The sequence below is a fragment of the Gordonia alkaliphila genome, from assembly GCF_023017165.1.
In the GTDB taxonomy this organism is placed as follows: Bacteria; Actinomycetota; Actinomycetes; order Mycobacteriales; family Mycobacteriaceae; genus Gordonia; species Gordonia alkaliphila.
Genome location: NZ_JALKBW010000001.1, coordinates 945,487 through 959,696, shown reverse-complemented (window position 1 = coordinate 959,696; position 14,210 = coordinate 945,487). Strand labels below are relative to the sequence as shown.

General features: G+C 70.3%; 16 protein-coding genes and 1 pseudogene. 11 read left to right on the top strand and 6 right to left on the bottom strand.

All coding sequences use genetic code 11. The features are described 5' to 3' along the window. Positions 1–28: 28 nt before the first annotated feature. The 4 genes and pseudogenes from MUG78_RS04190 to MUG78_RS04175 form a co-directional block, all read left to right on the top strand. A complete protein-coding gene (locus MUG78_RS04190) occupies positions 29–436 on the top strand; it encodes a helix-turn-helix domain-containing protein (RefSeq protein WP_246992474.1) in 408 nt (135 codons plus the stop codon). Positions 437–461: 25 nt separating this feature from the next. Then, a complete protein-coding gene (locus MUG78_RS04185; RefSeq protein WP_246992472.1) occupies positions 462–830 on the top strand; it encodes a DUF2516 family protein in 369 nt (122 codons plus the stop codon). A gap of 31 nt (positions 831–861) precedes the next feature. Continuing rightward, complete coding sequence (locus MUG78_RS04180) at positions 862–1,602, top strand: MerR family transcriptional regulator (RefSeq protein ID WP_246992470.1); 741 nt, start codon at positions 862–864, stop codon at positions 1,600–1,602. Next, positions 1,574–2,554 (top strand): annotated as a pseudogene (locus MUG78_RS04175) (alpha/beta fold hydrolase); the annotation flags it as partial. The gene MUG78_RS04180 and the pseudogene MUG78_RS04175, both read left to right, overlap by 29 nt. A gap of 100 nt (positions 2,555–2,654) precedes the next feature. Here MUG78_RS04175 and MUG78_RS04170 read toward each other — a convergent pair. Continuing rightward, positions 2,655–3,740, bottom strand: coding sequence for a UDP-N-acetylmuramate dehydrogenase (locus MUG78_RS04170; RefSeq protein ID WP_246992468.1), 1,086 nt, complete (start codon positions 3,738–3,740; stop codon positions 2,655–2,657). 24 nt (positions 3,741–3,764) lie between these two features. On the opposite strand from MUG78_RS04170, the gene MUG78_RS04165 reads away from it, so the two are divergent. The 5 genes from MUG78_RS04165 to MUG78_RS04145 all read left to right on the top strand — a co-directional run bounded on the left by MUG78_RS04165 (position 3,765) and on the right by MUG78_RS04145 (position 7,650). Next, positions 3,765–4,262, top strand: coding sequence for a DUF2505 domain-containing protein (locus tag MUG78_RS04165; RefSeq protein ID WP_246992466.1), 498 nt, complete (start codon positions 3,765–3,767; stop codon positions 4,260–4,262). A gap of 15 nt (positions 4,263–4,277) precedes the next feature. Continuing rightward, entirely contained in the window at positions 4,278–4,790 is a 513-nt protein-coding gene (locus tag MUG78_RS04160; protein WP_246992464.1) for a DUF2505 domain-containing protein, read from the top strand. 3 nt (positions 4,791–4,793) lie between these two features. Continuing rightward, positions 4,794–5,561: a class I SAM-dependent methyltransferase gene (locus MUG78_RS04155; RefSeq protein WP_246992462.1), complete on the top strand. Its 768-nt coding sequence runs from the start codon at positions 4,794–4,796 to the stop codon at positions 5,559–5,561. 169 nt (positions 5,562–5,730) lie between these two features. Then, positions 5,731–6,546, top strand: a complete 816-nt coding sequence (locus MUG78_RS04150) for a carbon-nitrogen hydrolase family protein (RefSeq protein ID WP_246992461.1) — start codon at positions 5,731–5,733, stop codon at positions 6,544–6,546. 6 nt (positions 6,547–6,552) lie between these two features. After that, positions 6,553–7,650, top strand: coding sequence for an LmeA family phospholipid-binding protein (locus MUG78_RS04145; protein WP_246992460.1), 1,098 nt, complete (start codon positions 6,553–6,555; stop codon positions 7,648–7,650). Between the two features lie 19 nt (positions 7,651–7,669). On the opposite strand, the gene purU is transcribed toward MUG78_RS04145, so the two are convergent. Then, positions 7,670–8,575 (bottom strand): formyltetrahydrofolate deformylase, encoded by a 906-nt coding sequence (gene purU, locus MUG78_RS04140; protein WP_246992459.1) that lies wholly within the window; start codon positions 8,573–8,575, stop codon positions 7,670–7,672. 27 nt (positions 8,576–8,602) lie between these two features. Between purU and deoC the strand changes: the two genes are divergently transcribed. Beyond that, positions 8,603–9,277, top strand: a complete 675-nt coding sequence (gene deoC, locus MUG78_RS04135; protein ID WP_246992449.1) for a deoxyribose-phosphate aldolase — start codon at positions 8,603–8,605, stop codon at positions 9,275–9,277. Between the two features lie 25 nt (positions 9,278–9,302). On the opposite strand, the gene sigM is transcribed toward deoC, so the two are convergent. Both sigM and MUG78_RS04125 read right to left on the bottom strand, forming a co-directional pair. Beyond that, positions 9,303–9,869, bottom strand: coding sequence for an RNA polymerase sigma factor SigM (gene sigM / locus MUG78_RS04130; protein ID WP_246992447.1), 567 nt, complete (start codon positions 9,867–9,869; stop codon positions 9,303–9,305). A 149-nt stretch (positions 9,870–10,018) separates the two neighbouring features. After that, positions 10,019–10,786 carry an SDR family oxidoreductase gene (locus MUG78_RS04125; RefSeq protein ID WP_246992445.1) on the bottom strand — a complete coding sequence of 256 codons (768 nt, stop codon included), beginning with the start codon at positions 10,784–10,786 and terminating at the stop codon, positions 10,019–10,021. 55 nt (positions 10,787–10,841) lie between these two features. On the opposite strand from MUG78_RS04125, the gene MUG78_RS04120 reads away from it, so the two are divergent. After that, positions 10,842–11,978 carry an ROK family transcriptional regulator gene (locus MUG78_RS04120; protein ID WP_246992443.1) on the top strand — a complete coding sequence of 379 codons (1,137 nt, stop codon included), beginning with the start codon at positions 10,842–10,844 and terminating at the stop codon, positions 11,976–11,978. Between the two features lie 13 nt (positions 11,979–11,991). Here the strand turns inward: MUG78_RS04120 and otsB are convergent, their stop codons facing one another. Both otsB and MUG78_RS04110 read right to left on the bottom strand, forming a co-directional pair. Next, a complete protein-coding gene (otsB, locus tag MUG78_RS04115) occupies positions 11,992–12,771 on the bottom strand; it encodes a trehalose-phosphatase (protein WP_372493112.1) in 780 nt (259 codons plus the stop codon). A 7-nt stretch (positions 12,772–12,778) separates the two neighbouring features. Then, on the bottom strand, positions 12,779–14,206 hold the full coding sequence (locus MUG78_RS04110; RefSeq protein ID WP_246992441.1) for an alpha,alpha-trehalose-phosphate synthase (UDP-forming): 1,428 nt from the start codon (positions 14,204–14,206) through the stop codon (positions 12,779–12,781). Positions 14,207–14,210: the final 4 nt, after the last annotated feature.

The following is a 14,210-nucleotide window of genomic DNA, read 5'->3' as shown; positions in this document are numbered from 1 at the left end:
GCCGGTTCGGGATACTTGAGCCGAGAGGATGGCACCGGTGAGCAGCGACGATAATAAACAGGGCAGCGACAACTCCACGCACGACATCGGGGGTTTCATTCGCGCACAACGGATGGCCGCCCAGGTCTCGCTGCGCCAGTTGGCCGAGCGCGCCGGGGTGAGCAACCCGTACCTGTCGCAGATCGAACGCGGGCTCCGCAAGCCCTCCGCCGACGTGCTGGCGCAGATCGCCAAGGGCCTGCGGGTCTCCGCCGAGGTCCTGTACGTGCGCGCCGGCATCCTCGAAGAACGGCCGGCCAGCCCGGTCCGCGATGCGCTGCTGGTGGACACCACGATCAACGAGCGTCAGAAGCAGATGCTGCTGGAGATCTATGACACCTTCCGCAACGAGAACGCCGCGCACGCCGAGGCCGACGCTGCCGCGGAAACCGACTGAGTCGCACGCGGTTACAGTGGTCGATGTGAGTGTGGGCTGGATCGTAAACCTGATCATCTTCATCTTGATGCTCGTCCTGACCGTCCTGACACTGGTCGGGGCCGTGGCAGGGCTGGTGCACGCGGTGGCGACCCGGCCCGATGCCTATCCGGCCATCGACACCAAGAGCAAGGGCTTCTGGGTGGCTATCCTCGCGGTCTGCTCCGCGGTGGCCGCACTGTTCGGCGTGCTCCGCGTCCTGACGCTGCCGATCGCCTACTCGGGTGCGGTCCTGACGTCGTTCGCCGGCCTGTTCCTGCTGGCCTCGATGGTCGGCACCAGCGTGTACCTCGTCGACATCCGTCCGCGGATCGACGAGATTCAGGGCCGCTCGTGGTTCCGCAAGGCCGCGTGAGCCCCGTGGTCGCGCACCTCGGCGGCGTGCGGTGAGCGAGTATCGGATCGCGGAGCTCGCCGAGGTCTCCGGCGTCAGCGTCCGCAACATCCGGGTCTACCAGGATCGCGGCCTGCTGCCGCCGCCGGAGCTGCGCGGCCGCAGTGGCTGGTACTCCGAGGAGCACCTGGTCCGCCTCAACCTGATCTCCAGCCTGCTCAACCGCGGCTACACCTTCGCCACCATCAGCGAACTGCTGATCGCGGCCAGCCGCGGCATGAAGGTGGAGCACGTGCTGCGCGGCAAGCCGCGCCCCGCCGGTCGTCTGCGCAGCCTCAAGCGGGCCGCCACCATCACCATCACCGAACTGCGCAAGACGCTCGGCGCCAGCGACCGCTCCATCGCACTGAGCCAGAAGCTCGGTCTGCTGGCCAAGGACGGCACCCAGTTCGCCGTGCGCAACCCGGAACTCCTGGAGGGCGCCGAGGTGCTGGTCAAGGGCGGCATCGACATCGACACCCTGCTCGACCGGTGGCTGCGTGTGGAATCGGATCTGGCCGACGTCGCCGCCAGCTTCGTCTCGATCATCACCGACAAGTATTTCGACGAGAACCTGCCCACGCTCAGCGAGCAGTCGGTGTCCGAGCTCGCCGAATTGATCAACACCGTGCGTCCCATGGCGCACGACATCGTGGAGACCGCGTTCAGCAAGGCGCTCGACGCCGAGATCTCCAAAGCCATCGGTACGGCTACCAAGTATTTCGATGAGGAGACCGGGGATGAAGAGCACTGATCTGCGTCGTTGGGGGAAGGGTCTCGCCTGGGCGGGCGGCGGCGCGGCCGCGCTGCTCGCGGCCGACCTGGGGCTGGTGGTCGCCGGCATCCTGAAAGGCGCGTTGGCCTTCCCCGACCCGATCGACGACGGCCCGGACCCGCTGCTGATCGATCCGCACGGCCGCACCCGCTCCTCGGTGGTGGCCACCGCCGACGGCACGCTGCTGCATGTGGAGACCTCCCTCGATCTGGAGACGCATCCCAGCGACGAGGTGGTGGTGCTGGTCCACGGCTGGACCTGCAGCACGCGCTTCTGGAACGCGCAGGTCAATCATCTGGTCGACGAGCGGCCGATCATCGCCTACGACCACCGCGGGCACGGGCTGTCGGAGCTGGGCACCGCGCCGGTTTCCGTCGACATACTGGGTCAGGACCTGCAGGCGGTGCTCGACGCCGTGCTGCCGGAGGGCAAGCGCGCCGTGCTGGTGGGCCACAGCATGGGCGGCATGACCATCCTGTCGTGGGCGCGGCAGTTCCCGTCGGGCATGGGCGATCGGGTGGCCGCCGTGGTGCTGGCCTCCACCACGCCGCGCCACGTGGTGCAGGAGCAGCGGCTGACCGCCGACGACATGCCGTGGTTCGAGCAGTTGGTGAAGCCGCTGGTGGCGCGGTCGTTCGTGTCCTCGCCGGTGCCGCTGCCGAACAATGCCCTGACCAGCCGACTGACGCACTTCATTGCCTTGGGGCCCAAGGCCCGCCAGGCGCACGTGGACTTCGCCGACGACCTGATCGCGCGCGGCTCGCCCGTCGCCCGCGCCGCGTGGGGTCGTGCGATGTACAGCCTGAACATCATCGGCGCGCTCGAAGCGATCTCGGTGCCGACCATCGTGGCCGTCGGCAGCGAGGACCGACTCACCCCGCCGATGCACGCCGACTACATGGCGCAGGTGCTCGAGGACAACGGCGTGCTGTTGGAGTACGTGACCTACGACGGCGCCGGCCACATGATGCCGATCGAACGGGCCGCCGAGTCAACCGCCTCCTCGACGACCTCCTGCACTCCCTCTCGGTTTAACCCAGCGCGCAGCCCACGAAGACCGGTTCCGGGTGCAGCTGCACGCCGAAGGCATCGCGCACGCCGTCGCGCACCGTCGTCGCCAACGCGACCAGGTCGGCGGTGGTGGCGCTGCCGCGGTTGGTCAGGGCCAGCGTGTGCTTGGTCGACAGGCGAGCCGGGGCGTCGTCGCCCGGGAAGCCGCGCACGAAGCCGGCGCGTTCGATCAGCCAGCCCGCGGACAGCTTCACGCCGCCGTCGGCCGGGAACTGCGGCACCGACGTCTCCGCGCCCACGCGGGCGGCGATGCGCGCCAGGATGTCGGGCAGGTCGGCGGCCGGCACGATCGGGTTGGTGAAGAAGCTGCCTGCGCTCCAGGTGTCGTGGTCGGCGGGGTCGAGGACCATGCCCTTGCCCGCGCGCAGCCCGAGGACGCGTGCGCGGACCAGGGCGGCGTCGGCGCGTTGGCCGGGCTCCACGCCGAGTTCGCGGGCCAGTTCGCGGTAGGCGATGGGAGCGGAGACGGCGTCGTCGTTCAGCCAGAACGACACCCCGAGGACCACATGGTCGTCGTGCCCCTTGAGGCGGCTGGTGCGATAGGCCAGCTGCAGCCACGACGGGTCCACCCACGACACTTCGCCGCCCGCGCGGTCGAGGAGTCGGACGCCGCGCAGGACGTCGGCCACTTCCACGCCGTAGGCGCCCACGTTCTGCACCGGCGTCGTGCCGGCCGCGCCCGGGATGCCGGACAGGCATTCGAGGCCGCCGTAGCCGTCGGCCACGGTCGCCGCCACCAGCGTGTCCCAGTCGGTGCCGGCCTCGGCGGTCACATACGAGGTGGCGACGCCGTCGCGTAGATCGGTGCCGTACTCCCAGCCGCTGGACTCGACGGTCACGGCGGTGCCGTCGAACCCGTCGTCGCTGATCACGAGATTGGATCCGCCGCCGATCAGCAGCACCGGCTCGCCGGCGCGGTCGCATTCGGTGACCGCCGCGATGAGAGATTCGGCGTCCGGGCAGCGACGCAGGGCGCGGGCCGGGCCGCCCAGGCGCAGCGTCGTGAAATCGGCCAGGCGGACACCGGTCGGTTGCGGATTGCTCACCCGGTTAACGGTAGCCTGAACGCCATGGCGAGCAACTTCGAGCATTCGGTCAGCTACCCGTTCTCCGTGGCGACACTGTGGACGCGGCTCAGCAGCGAGCAGTACTGGCGCGACCTGATCGAACGCACCAACGCCGAGCACGGCAGCCTGGTGTCCTTCGCCCACGACGGCGACCGCGTCACCGTCACCACCAAGCAGGGCGTCGGCGCGGAGAACCTGCCGTCGGTGGTCACCGCGGTGCGGCCCGGCGACGTCGAGATCCCGCGCACCATCGAGTTCGTCAACAGCGGTGCCACCATCATCGGCCAGATGGAGGCGTCGGTGTCCGGCTCGCCCGCCAAGATCCACGGCGACATCATGATCATGGGCGATTCGGCCACCGCCGACTACCACGGCAACTGCGCGGTGAACATCCCGTTCGTCGGCGGCAAGATCGAGCGCGCGATCATCGACCAGGTGAAGCACCTGCTCGACGCCGAGCGTGATGCCACCATCGAGCTTGTGCAGGGCGCGGGTCAGTAATTACCCTCGATCCCCATGGCACGACGGCTCAGCTATTCGGCGCGGTTCAAGTTCCCCGCGGAGAAGTTCTACGAAGCGCAGATGGAACGGCAGTACTGGCAGGACCTCGTTGACGGTTTCCGCATGCTGACCCCGGTCTCCGAGCTCGACGAGTTCACCGCCGGGCCAAACGGCATGCGCGTGGTCCTCAAGCAGGCCATCCCGCGCGACATGCTGCCGCCGGTGGCGCAGACCGTGATGCGCAAGGACATGATGATCACCCGCGTGGAGACGCTCGGCGCCTTCGACACGGCGGCCACCGAGGGCACGTACACGGCGTCGATCCCGGCCGGCCCGGGTTCGCTGAACGGCGAACAGATCCTCACCGACACCGAGACCGGAAGCACCCTGCGCAAGACCACCGAGGTGAAGGTCTTCCTGCCGTTCGTCAACGGCACGCTGGAGCAGCTGATGCTCGTCAACCTGGTGGACCTGTTCCGTGCGGAGGCCGAATACAGCCAGCACTGGGTGGGCAAGCACCTCCTCTAGCCCGTGCCGATCGGCCGCATCACCCGCGGCACCACCAACCTCAACCGCCTCCGGCGGGTGGATCGGTGGATCTGCGCCGACCCGCGGATCCGCTCCGTCCTGACGCACGCGGCCGCGCCGCTCGCCGTCGACCTCGGGTACGGCGCCCGCCCGGACACCGCGCTGGAACTGGCCGCCCGACTGCGCGCGGTGGATCCGCGCGTACAGCTGGTGGGGCTGGAGATCGACCCGGACCGGTTGGCGCCGCCGTCGCCCGGCGTCCGGTTCGCGCTCGGCGGCTTCGAGCTGGCCGGGCTGCGGCCGGATCTGGTGCGCGCGTTCAACGTGCTCCGGCAATACGACGAGGACGAGGTGGCCGCGGCGTGGACGCAGCTCTGCGGCGGCCTGGCCCCGGGCGGGTTCCTGGTGGAGGGCACCTGCGACGAGATCGGGCGCCGCGCCTGCTGGGTGCTGCTGGATGCGCACGGGCCGCTGGAGTTCACCATGTCGTGGGCGCCGACGCACAGTGATCGCCCGTCCGATCTGGCGCCGCGCCTCCCGAAGGCCCTGATCCACCGGAACGTCCCGGGGGAGCCGGTGCACGCCCTGATCGAGGCCGCCGACCGCTGCTGGGACCACGCCGCCGGGCACGCGCCCTTCGGGCCCCGGGAGCGCTGGCGCGTGGCGCTGGCGATGCTGCGCGCCGAAGGCGTTCCGGTGCGGATTCGCCGGGGCCGCAGCGTGGACAATCTGCTCACCGTGCCCTGGTCTGCGGTCGCGCCGAGTACGTGACGGACCGATTCGCCGAGGGCGTCCGCGAGACTGTTGCACTTGGTGGTCACAGCACACCAAGCGCGTCGGTTTCGCGGCGCCCTTCGCGGTTGGCGGCGGGCATCGGGGTCCGCGGGTGTGTAACTCTGGAAGAAGCGGGCGCCCCGAGCCCGGCGAAGGAGGAGCGGCGATGAGAATTGCGATGGCGCAGTGCAATTCGGGTACCGACCCGGCGGCGAACCTCGAGTTGCTCGGGGCGTGGACTCGCGACGCCGCCGCGCAGGACGCGGACCTGGTGATCTTCCCGGAGGCCATGATGTGCCGCTTCGGCGTGCCGTTGGCCCCTGTGGCGGAGCCGCTCGACGGCCCGTGGGCCCGCGGAGTGGCCGAGGTGGCCGCGGACACCGGGGTCGCGGTGATCGCGGGCATGTTCACCCCGGCCGACGACGGCCGGGTCCGCAACACCCTGGTGATCGCGGTGCCCGGCGAACCGGTGCGCGGCTACGACAAGATCCACCTGTATGACGCCTTCGGGTTCGCCGAGTCGGCGACCGTCGCGCCCGGCGACGAGCCGGTGGTGGTGGACGTCGCCGGACACCGGATCGGTGTCGCCACCTGCTACGACATTCGCTTTCCCACGCTGTTCGTGGAGTTGGCGCGGCGGGGTGCGGAGCTGATCGCCGTCCCGGCGTCGTGGGGCAGGGGCCCGGGTAAACTGGAGCAGTGGCGACTGTTGGCTGCGGCGCGCGCCCTGGACAGCGCCACCGTGGTCGCCGCCGTCGGACAGGCGCTGCCCGACGACCCGGAACTCCGAAATTCACGGGCTCCCACCGGGATCGGCCATAGCCGACTCACAGATCCGTTCGGTAGCGTGATCGCAGATCATGGTGCCGGGCCGCAGCTGGGTGTTCATGACGTAGATCTGTCCACGATCGGGACGGCGCGTACGGCGTCGGCGGTGCTGACCAACCAGCGCGACATCCCCCGATCCCACCCGAACGACTAGAGGTCCATGAGCGACGAGAAGCCGGACGCCGACAAGCCCGACGCCGAGACGCCCGACGCCGCTGCGTCGGACGCCGCTGCGTCGGACGTCGAGATCCCCGCGCCCGAGAGTGCGGCGGCGGAGACCGCCGAGGCCGAGAACCCGGTGTCGGCGGGTTCCGAGCCGACGACGTCGCTCAGCGAACCGACCACCGACTCCCTGCCGGTGGTTCCGCCGCCGCCCGCGGTCGGCCTGCCGGGCACCCGCCCGGTGACGCAGCAGATGCCGGCCGCAGATCTCGGGGCCGGGGAGTTCGAGGAGTTCGCGCAGGCGAGCGGCCCGTCGTCGACCGTCGTGCGCTCCAGCCCGCGACGCAGTCGCCTCGGTAAGAGCCGCGGCCGCACCATCGGACTGGTCGCCACCGCGCTGGTGCTGCTGGTGATCATCGCCGGCGTCAGCACCGAGCTGTACGTGCGCAACCGTGTCACCGGCTGCCTGGAGGACGCGTTCGGCAACCTCACCGGGACGTCGACGTCGGTGTCGGTCCCGCGCGGCCCGATGCTGGCGGCGTGGTTCACCGGTTCGGTGGCGTGGGTGCAGATCGACACCAACGATTCGTCGTCGGGCACGGCCATGCGGCTGCACGCCCGCGCCGACGACGTCGCGCGCGACGGCCGGTCGGTGAAGAGCCTGCGCGGCAGCGCCTTCATCCCGTACGACCGCGTGCAGGAGATGGCCGCCGACAACGGGTCGGGCCAGCAGACGAGCGGGGCGGAGATCCAGTCGGTCACCGGCAACGCCGACGGCACCATGACGATCGACGCGAGCTATCCGGTGGCCTTCTTCTCGGTCCCGGCCACCGTGGTGATCAGGCCGACGCAGGTCGACGGCAAGGTGGAGTTCCGCGTGGAGGAGACCACGGCGTTCGGGATCGGACTGCCCAACGACTTCGCCCAGGAGATGGTCGACCAGGTGACCGACGCGATGCTCGGCCCGCTGTTCGCCGAGATCTCGGTGGACGACCTGAAGGTGTCCGACCGCGGCATCGAGGTCACCTTCTCCGGTCAGGACGTGAATCTGCAGGCGGCCTCCGCGGTGACCGGCGGGCAGACCACCTGCACGTAGTCGGCTGGGCCCGGGCGGCTCAGGCGAAGACGACGGTCTTGCGTCCGTGCACCAGGACCCGGTCCTCGAGGTGCCACCGGACGCCGCGGGAGAGCACCAGCGTCTCGATGTCGCGACCCTGGCGGACCATGTCGGCGGGCGTCTGGTCGTGGTTGATGCGGCCCACGTCCTGCTCGATGATCGGGCCGGCGTCGAGGTCGGCGGTGACGTAGTGGCAGGTGGCGCCGATCAGTTTCACGCCACGGTCGAAGGCCTGGTGGTACGGCCGCGCGCCGATGAAGCTCGGCAGGAAGCTGTGGTGGATGTTGATGGCGCGCCCGGCCCACGCTTCGCACAGCTGCGCGGGCAGGATCTGCATGAAGCGCGCCAGCACGATGGCGTCCGGCTGGTAGCCGTCGACGATGCGGCGGACCTCGTCGAACGCGGCGGCCTTGCCGTCGGGGTCGCCGGCCGGGAACGGCACGTGGTGGAACGGGATGCCGAAGCGGGTGGTCAACGACTCCAGGTCGCGATGGTTGCCGATCACCGCGGAGATCTGCGCGGGGAGTTCACCGCGTTCGGCGCGCGCGAGGAGGTCGGTGAGGCAGTGGCTGTCCTTGCTGACCAGCAGCACCGCGGTCTTGGGCGTGCTGGTGTCGCTGAGCTGCCACTCGCTCTCCGGGCCGAGTGCCTCGTCGACCACGCGGGTGAAGCGTTCGCGGATCTCGTCGACGGTGAGATCGACACTGTCGGCGCGCACTGCCTGGCGGGTGAAGAACCAGCCCGAGGTCTCGTCGGAGTGGTAGGCCGCCTCGGTGATCCAGCCGCCGATGTCGGCGATGAAACCGGAGATGGCGGCGACGATACCGGTGCGGTCGGGGCAGCCCAGGGTGAGCACGAAGCTGCGTCCATCGTCGGGGCGGCGGGAGGTCTCGGACTCGGTCACAGGGTCCAGTGTGCCAAGCTCGTTGGTGTGACTGAAACCAACCTGCGCCGGGCCGACGTGGCGGCCCTCGTCGACCACACCCTGCTCAAGCCGGAGGCCACCCGCGAGGACGTGGCGGCCACGCTCGCCGAAGCCGCGGAGCTGGGCACGTACGCGGTGTGCCTGTCGCCGTCGATGCTGCCGGTGAATTCGGGTGCGCAGAAGACCTGTGCCGTCGTCGGGTTCCCGTCGGGCAAGCACCATTCGCTGGTCAAGGCCGCCGAGGCGCGCCTGGCCGTCGACTCCGGCGCCGCCGAGATCGACATGGTGATCGACGTCGGGGCCGCCGTGGCGGGCCGCTACGACGAGATCTTCGCCGACGTGATCACCGTGCGCGAGGGCGCCGGGGACGCGGTCCTCAAAGTGATCGTCGAGTCGGCGGTGCTGCTGGAGACCATCGGCGCGGAGGGGCTGGCGCAAGTGTGTCGGCAGGCGGCCAGTGCCGGGGCCGACTTCGTGAAGACCTCCACCGGCTTCCACCCGGCCGGCGGTGCGAGCGTGGAGGCGGTGCGCGTGATGCGTGCGGCCGTCGGCGACCGCGTGGGCGTCAAGGCCTCCGGCGGCATCCGGACCGCCGAGTTCGCCGCCGAGCTCATCGCTGCCGGCGCCAACCGCCTCGGCCTGTCCGGCACCGCCGCCGTGCTCGACGGCTTCCCCGAGTAGGCACTCTCCCGAGCGCGTGCCGCGGTCAGTCGAGTTCGCGGAGGTGGCCGAGGACCAGGGCCAGTTTGTGGCGACCGCGGTGGCAGCGGCTCTTGACGGTGCCGGGTGCGACGCCGAGGGCACGAGCGGTCTCGCCGACGGAGCGGCCCTCGAAGTCGATGGCGATGATGGCCGCCCGTTGGTCGGCTGGCAGCACGTCGAGAGCGCGGCCGATCGACAGGCGCAGATCGACGGTGTCGGTGAAGTCGTCCTCCCCGTGGTCGGGGAGCGCGTCGTCGGACTCGGGAAGCGGCCGGGTGTCGTGGTGTTTGCGCCGTCGGATCCGATCGAACGCGGCGTTCACGACGATCCGGTGCATCCAGCACTGCACCGACGCGTCCGCCCGGAATCCGACCGCTGTCCGCATGATCGAGAGGTAAGCGTCCTGCAGGGCGTCGGCAGCGTCTTCCGGGTCGCCGGTGGTGCGCAGCGCGACGGCGTACAGGTATTTCTCGTGTCTGGCGAACAACGCTCCGAAGGCTGACTTGTCGTCCCGCGCCCCCGCGAGCAACAGATCGGCATCGCTGACCAGTTCTAACATCCCCCATGTCATGCGAGAACAGTAAATGCAGGTGGGGGCCGGGAAAGTCGATTTTTTCGGGTCTGTGGAAAGCGCGTTGAATGTGCACGGAACCGTTGACAATTCGGCCGAGAAGGCAGTGCTACGGGCCTGCACACTGGAGTGTGTGCCGGCCCGTGCCGCTATCCGGTGCGGAGGTTGCGGCGCGCGTCCACCTGATCGCGCGGCATCAGCACGATGCGGTCCAGGTTCACGTGCGGTGGCCGCGACGCGACGAAGGCGATGACCTCGGCGACGTCGTCGGCGGTGAGCGGGGTCAGGCCGTCGTAGACGTGCCCGGCGCGCTCGGCGTCGCCGTCGAACCGGACCAGGGAGAACTCGGTTTCGACCATGCCGGGGCAGATCTCGGTGAGCCGCACGGGCTGGCCGAGCAGCTCCGGACGCAGGGTGCGGTGCAGCACGCTCTGGGCGTGCTTGGCGGCGGTGTAGCCGGCGCCGTTGTCGTAGACGTCGAGCGCGGCGATCGAGGTGATGGTGACGATCAGTCCATCGCCCGAGGCGATCAGCGCGGGCAGGAGCGCCTTCGTGATGCGCAGCGTGCCGACGACGTTGGTCTCCCACATCCAGCGCCAGTCGTCGAGGTTCGCCTCCGCGACGGGGGCGAGGCCCTTCGCGCCGCCGGCGTTGTTCACCAGGACATCGACGCGTTCGAGGGTGGCCGCGAAGCGTTCCACCGAAGCGGGGTCGGCTACGTCCAAATACATTGCGCGGCCGCCGATCTCGTCCGCGAGTGCGTCGATGCGGTCGACACGACGGGCGCCGATCACCACCGAGTAGCCGGCGGCGGCCAGGGCGCGGGCGCTCGCCGCGCCGATGCCCGAGCTGGCACCGGTCACCACGGCGACCTTCCCGTTGCTCTGAACTGCTTCCGTGCTGCCCGAGTTCGTCATGCCCACCAGTCTAAGACGCCGATCTACGCCGGGTGCGGCTGCTAGATTCGACGCCATGAGCGCCAGCGGAGTGGTCGCGGCACAGCTGCGCGTCGGGACGGCGCCGTCGAGCTTAGTGCTCAACGCGATTCGCGTGGGCGGGCCGTCGGTCCGCGACCAGATCGCCGCGCGCACCGGCCTCTCGGTCGCGACGGTGAACCGCCAGGTGGTGGCGCTGGCTGCGTCGGGCCTGGTGCAGGAGCGGCCCGATCTGCACGACAGCCGCGGCGTCGGCCGCCCGAAGGTGCCGATCACGCTCGACCGCGACCAGTTCTGTGTGGCCGGCATGCACGTCGGTGCCCGACGGACGACGCTGGTGATCGCCGACCTCGGCGGCCGCACCCTGTACAGCCACGCCATCGCCACCCAGGATCTCGCCGGGGTGTCCGCGGAAGCCGCGGTGGAGCGGTTGTGCGGGCAGCTCGCCGAGCTCGCGGCGCGGTTCTCCGGTCGGCGGCTGCTGTGGGCCGGGGCGGCGCTGGGCGGTGCGGTCGACGCCGAGACCGGGGTGGCCGATCACCCGATCCTGGGCTGGCGCGATCAGAAGCTGGGACCGAATCTGCATGCGGCACTGGGCGTTCCGGTGACGGTGTCCGAGCACGTGCAGGCGATGGCCGCGGCCGAACTGCTCCTCGGCGGGGAGGTGGAGCCGCACGGTGCCGCGCTGTTCTTCTACGCCCGGGAGACCGTCGGCATGGCGATGATCATCAACGACCAGGTGCACCAGCCCACGCGCGGCGCCGGTTCGATCGCGGGGCTGCTGGTGGTGCCCGGCCCGCTCAGCGAAGCGCCGGTGGCACCGCTGCAGTCGGTGGTCGGCTCGTCGGCGCTCAAGGCGGCGGCGCAGCGGCTCGGCACGGCGGACGACGACCGGGCGCTCGTCGATGCGCGGGCTTCGGCCCTGGGGCAGGCGGTGGCGTCGATGCGTGACGTGATCAACCCGGACTCGGTGATCGTTGCGGGACAGGCGTTCACGGACCATCCGCGTGGTCTGGCCCCGGTGCAGGCGGCGTTCGACGCCGCGACCGCCACGCGCGAGCCGAGGGAGATCACGCCGACCCGATTCGGGCTGCACGTCACCGATGCGGCGCCGATCGCGGTGGCGCTGGCGGCGGTCTACGCCGATCCGCTCACCGTGGTCACCGGCGACTAGTCCCTGAGGCGCGCTACCGCCGCGCGGCCACGAACTCCAGGACCGTGGCGACGTGGTCGGTGGTGGGGACGCGGAACGCGGCACCCGTCTCGCCGGACCCCACCTTGATCCCCACGTCGCCGCTGTCGGTGCGCAGGTGCGCGAAGGCCTTCTCGTCGGTCACGTCGTCGCCGAGGTAGAGCACCGCGTCGGCACCGAACTCGTCCCGAAGTCGGTCCAGCGCAAGGCCTTTGCTGGTCTCGATCACCGCGAGCTCCACCACCGCCTTACCCTCGGTGACGTGCACGCCGGGCCACGAGGCGGGGCCTGCGGCAGCGAGAGCGAGCGCTTCGGCGGCATCGGACTCGGATGCGTTGCGTACGTGCAGGGTGGTGCTGGCGGGCTTGGTCTCCACGCTGGTCCCGGCGAATCGTGCTGCGAGGGAACGGAACTCGTCGATGATCCGGTCCAGCAGGGCCTGCTGGTCGACGGTCAGCGGCTGGTCGAAGCCGGTGTCGAACTCGGCGCCGTGACTGCCCACCAACACCAGGCCGTCGGTCGGTGCGTCGGCGACGCCGGAGATGGCGGCGAGGTCGTCGCGGGCGCGACCGGAGACCATGGCGGCCAGGGTGTTCGGGCGCTGGGCGCAGTCGCGCAGTGCCGCGAGCGATTCCGGGTGGGGCACGGCCATGTCCGGGCGGGGCTGGATCGGCGCGATGCAGCCGTCGTAGTCGGAGGCCACCAGGACGCGGGCGCGAGCGCAGAAGGCTTCGAGCGCGTGCCGCAGGTCGTCGTCGAGCTCGGGTGCGCTCACCGCGTACTCACTTTCCGGTCAGCGTGTCCAGGAAGCTGCGGGCCCACTGGTCCACGTCGTTGTTCATCACCTGATCGCGCAGGATCTGCATCCGGCGGCGGCGCTCGGCGTCGTCGTCGGTCGCGGCGGCCACCACGGCATCGTCGGTGGCGGCGTCGTCGTACGGGTTCATCAGGTAGGCCGCGTCGAGTTCCATTGCGGCGCCGGTGAATTCACTGAGCACCAGGGCGCCGCCGAGGTCGGACCGGCAGGCGATGTACTCCTTGGTCACCAGATTCATGCCGTCGCGCAGTGGGGTCACCAGGGCCACGTCGGCGGCCACGAAGTAGGCGAGGAGTTCGGCGCGCGGCACCGGCTGCAGCAGGTAGCGGACGGGCGGAGCGTCGACCGTCCCGTAGGTGCCGTTGATGTGCGCCACGGTGCGTTCCACCGTGTTGCGCAGCGTCGCGTAGCTCTCCACGTTCTCCCGGCTGGGGCTGGCCAGCTGCACGAAGACGGTGTCGGCCGGATCCAGTCGGCCGGACGCGAACAGGCGCTCCAGCGACTCGATGCGGACGTCGATGCCCTTGGTGTAGTCCAGGCGGTCGACGCCGAGCAGCAGCGTCCGGGGATTGCCGAGGCTCTCGCGGAGCTGCGCGGCGCGTGCGCGGACGGCGGCGGTGTCGGCCTGCGCGGCCACGCCGGCGGAGTCGATGGAGATCGGGAACGACCCCACCTGGACCGTCCGGCCGTCGACCTCGACGGTGCCGAAGTTGCTGCGGACGCCCACCGGTTCGGTGGAGACGGGCAGCCCGGTGAGGCGGTGGGTGAGACCGAGGAAGTTCTGTGCGCCGCCGGGCAGGTGGAAGCCGATCAGATCGGCGCCCAGGAGGCCTTCGACGATCTCGCGGCGCCACGGCAGTTGGCTGAACAGTTCCAGCGGCGGCCAGGGAATGTGCAGGAAGAAACCGATCTTCAGGTCGGGCCGCAACTCGCGGAGCATGGCCGGGACCAGTTGCAGCTGGTAGTCCTGCACCCAGACGGTTGCGCCGGGGGCGGCGGCCGCGGAGGCGGCTTCGGCGAAGCGCCGGTTGACGGTGATGTAGACGTCCCACCAGTCGGCGCGATATTCCGGCTTCACCAGGACGTCGTGGTACAGCGGCCACAGCGTCGAGTTCGAGAAGCCCTCGTAGTAGTCCTCCACCTCGGCCGCGCTGAGCGGCACCGCGTGGATGTCGATGCCGTCGACATGCGGATCGTCGGCGGAATCGGGCTGCCCGGTCCAACCGACCCACGCGCCCGGCTGGCTGTCGAAGACAGGGGCCAGGGCGGTCACCAGGCCGCCCGGTGCGCGGGTCCAGGTGACGGTGCCGTCGTCGCCGACCTGCTTGTTGACGGGCAGGCGGTTGGCAACGACCACGAAGTCGGACCCCGCGGTCGAGGTGTCGGGCCGCATACGA

What these genes read in the sequence shown, in the direction of transcription:
- MUG78_RS04190 (WP_246992474.1), top strand. Translation starts at nt 29, where the DNA reads ATGGCACCGGTGAGCAGCGACGATAATAAACAGGGCAGCGACAACTCC.
- MUG78_RS04165 (WP_246992466.1), top strand. Translation starts at nt 3,765, where the DNA reads ATGGCGAGCAACTTCGAGCATTCGGTCAGCTACCCGTTCTCCGTGGCG.
- MUG78_RS04160 (WP_246992464.1), top strand. Translation starts at nt 4,278, where the DNA reads ATGGCACGACGGCTCAGCTATTCGGCGCGGTTCAAGTTCCCCGCGGAG.
- MUG78_RS04150 (WP_246992461.1), top strand. Translation starts at nt 5,731, where the DNA reads ATGAGAATTGCGATGGCGCAGTGCAATTCGGGTACCGACCCGGCGGCG.
- MUG78_RS04145 (WP_246992460.1), top strand. Translation starts at nt 6,553, where the DNA reads ATGAGCGACGAGAAGCCGGACGCCGACAAGCCCGACGCCGAGACGCCC.
- sigM (WP_246992447.1), bottom strand. Translation starts at nt 9,869, where the DNA reads ATGACATGGGGGATGTTAGAACTGGTCAGCGATGCCGATCTGTTGCTC.
- MUG78_RS04125 (WP_246992445.1), bottom strand. Translation starts at nt 10,786, where the DNA reads ATGACGAACTCGGGCAGCACGGAAGCAGTTCAGAGCAACGGGAAGGTC.
- MUG78_RS04120 (WP_246992443.1), top strand. Translation starts at nt 10,842, where the DNA reads ATGAGCGCCAGCGGAGTGGTCGCGGCACAGCTGCGCGTCGGGACGGCG.
- MUG78_RS04110 (WP_246992441.1), bottom strand. Translation starts at nt 14,206, where the DNA reads ATGCGGCCCGACACCTCGACCGCGGGGTCCGACTTCGTGGTCGTTGCC.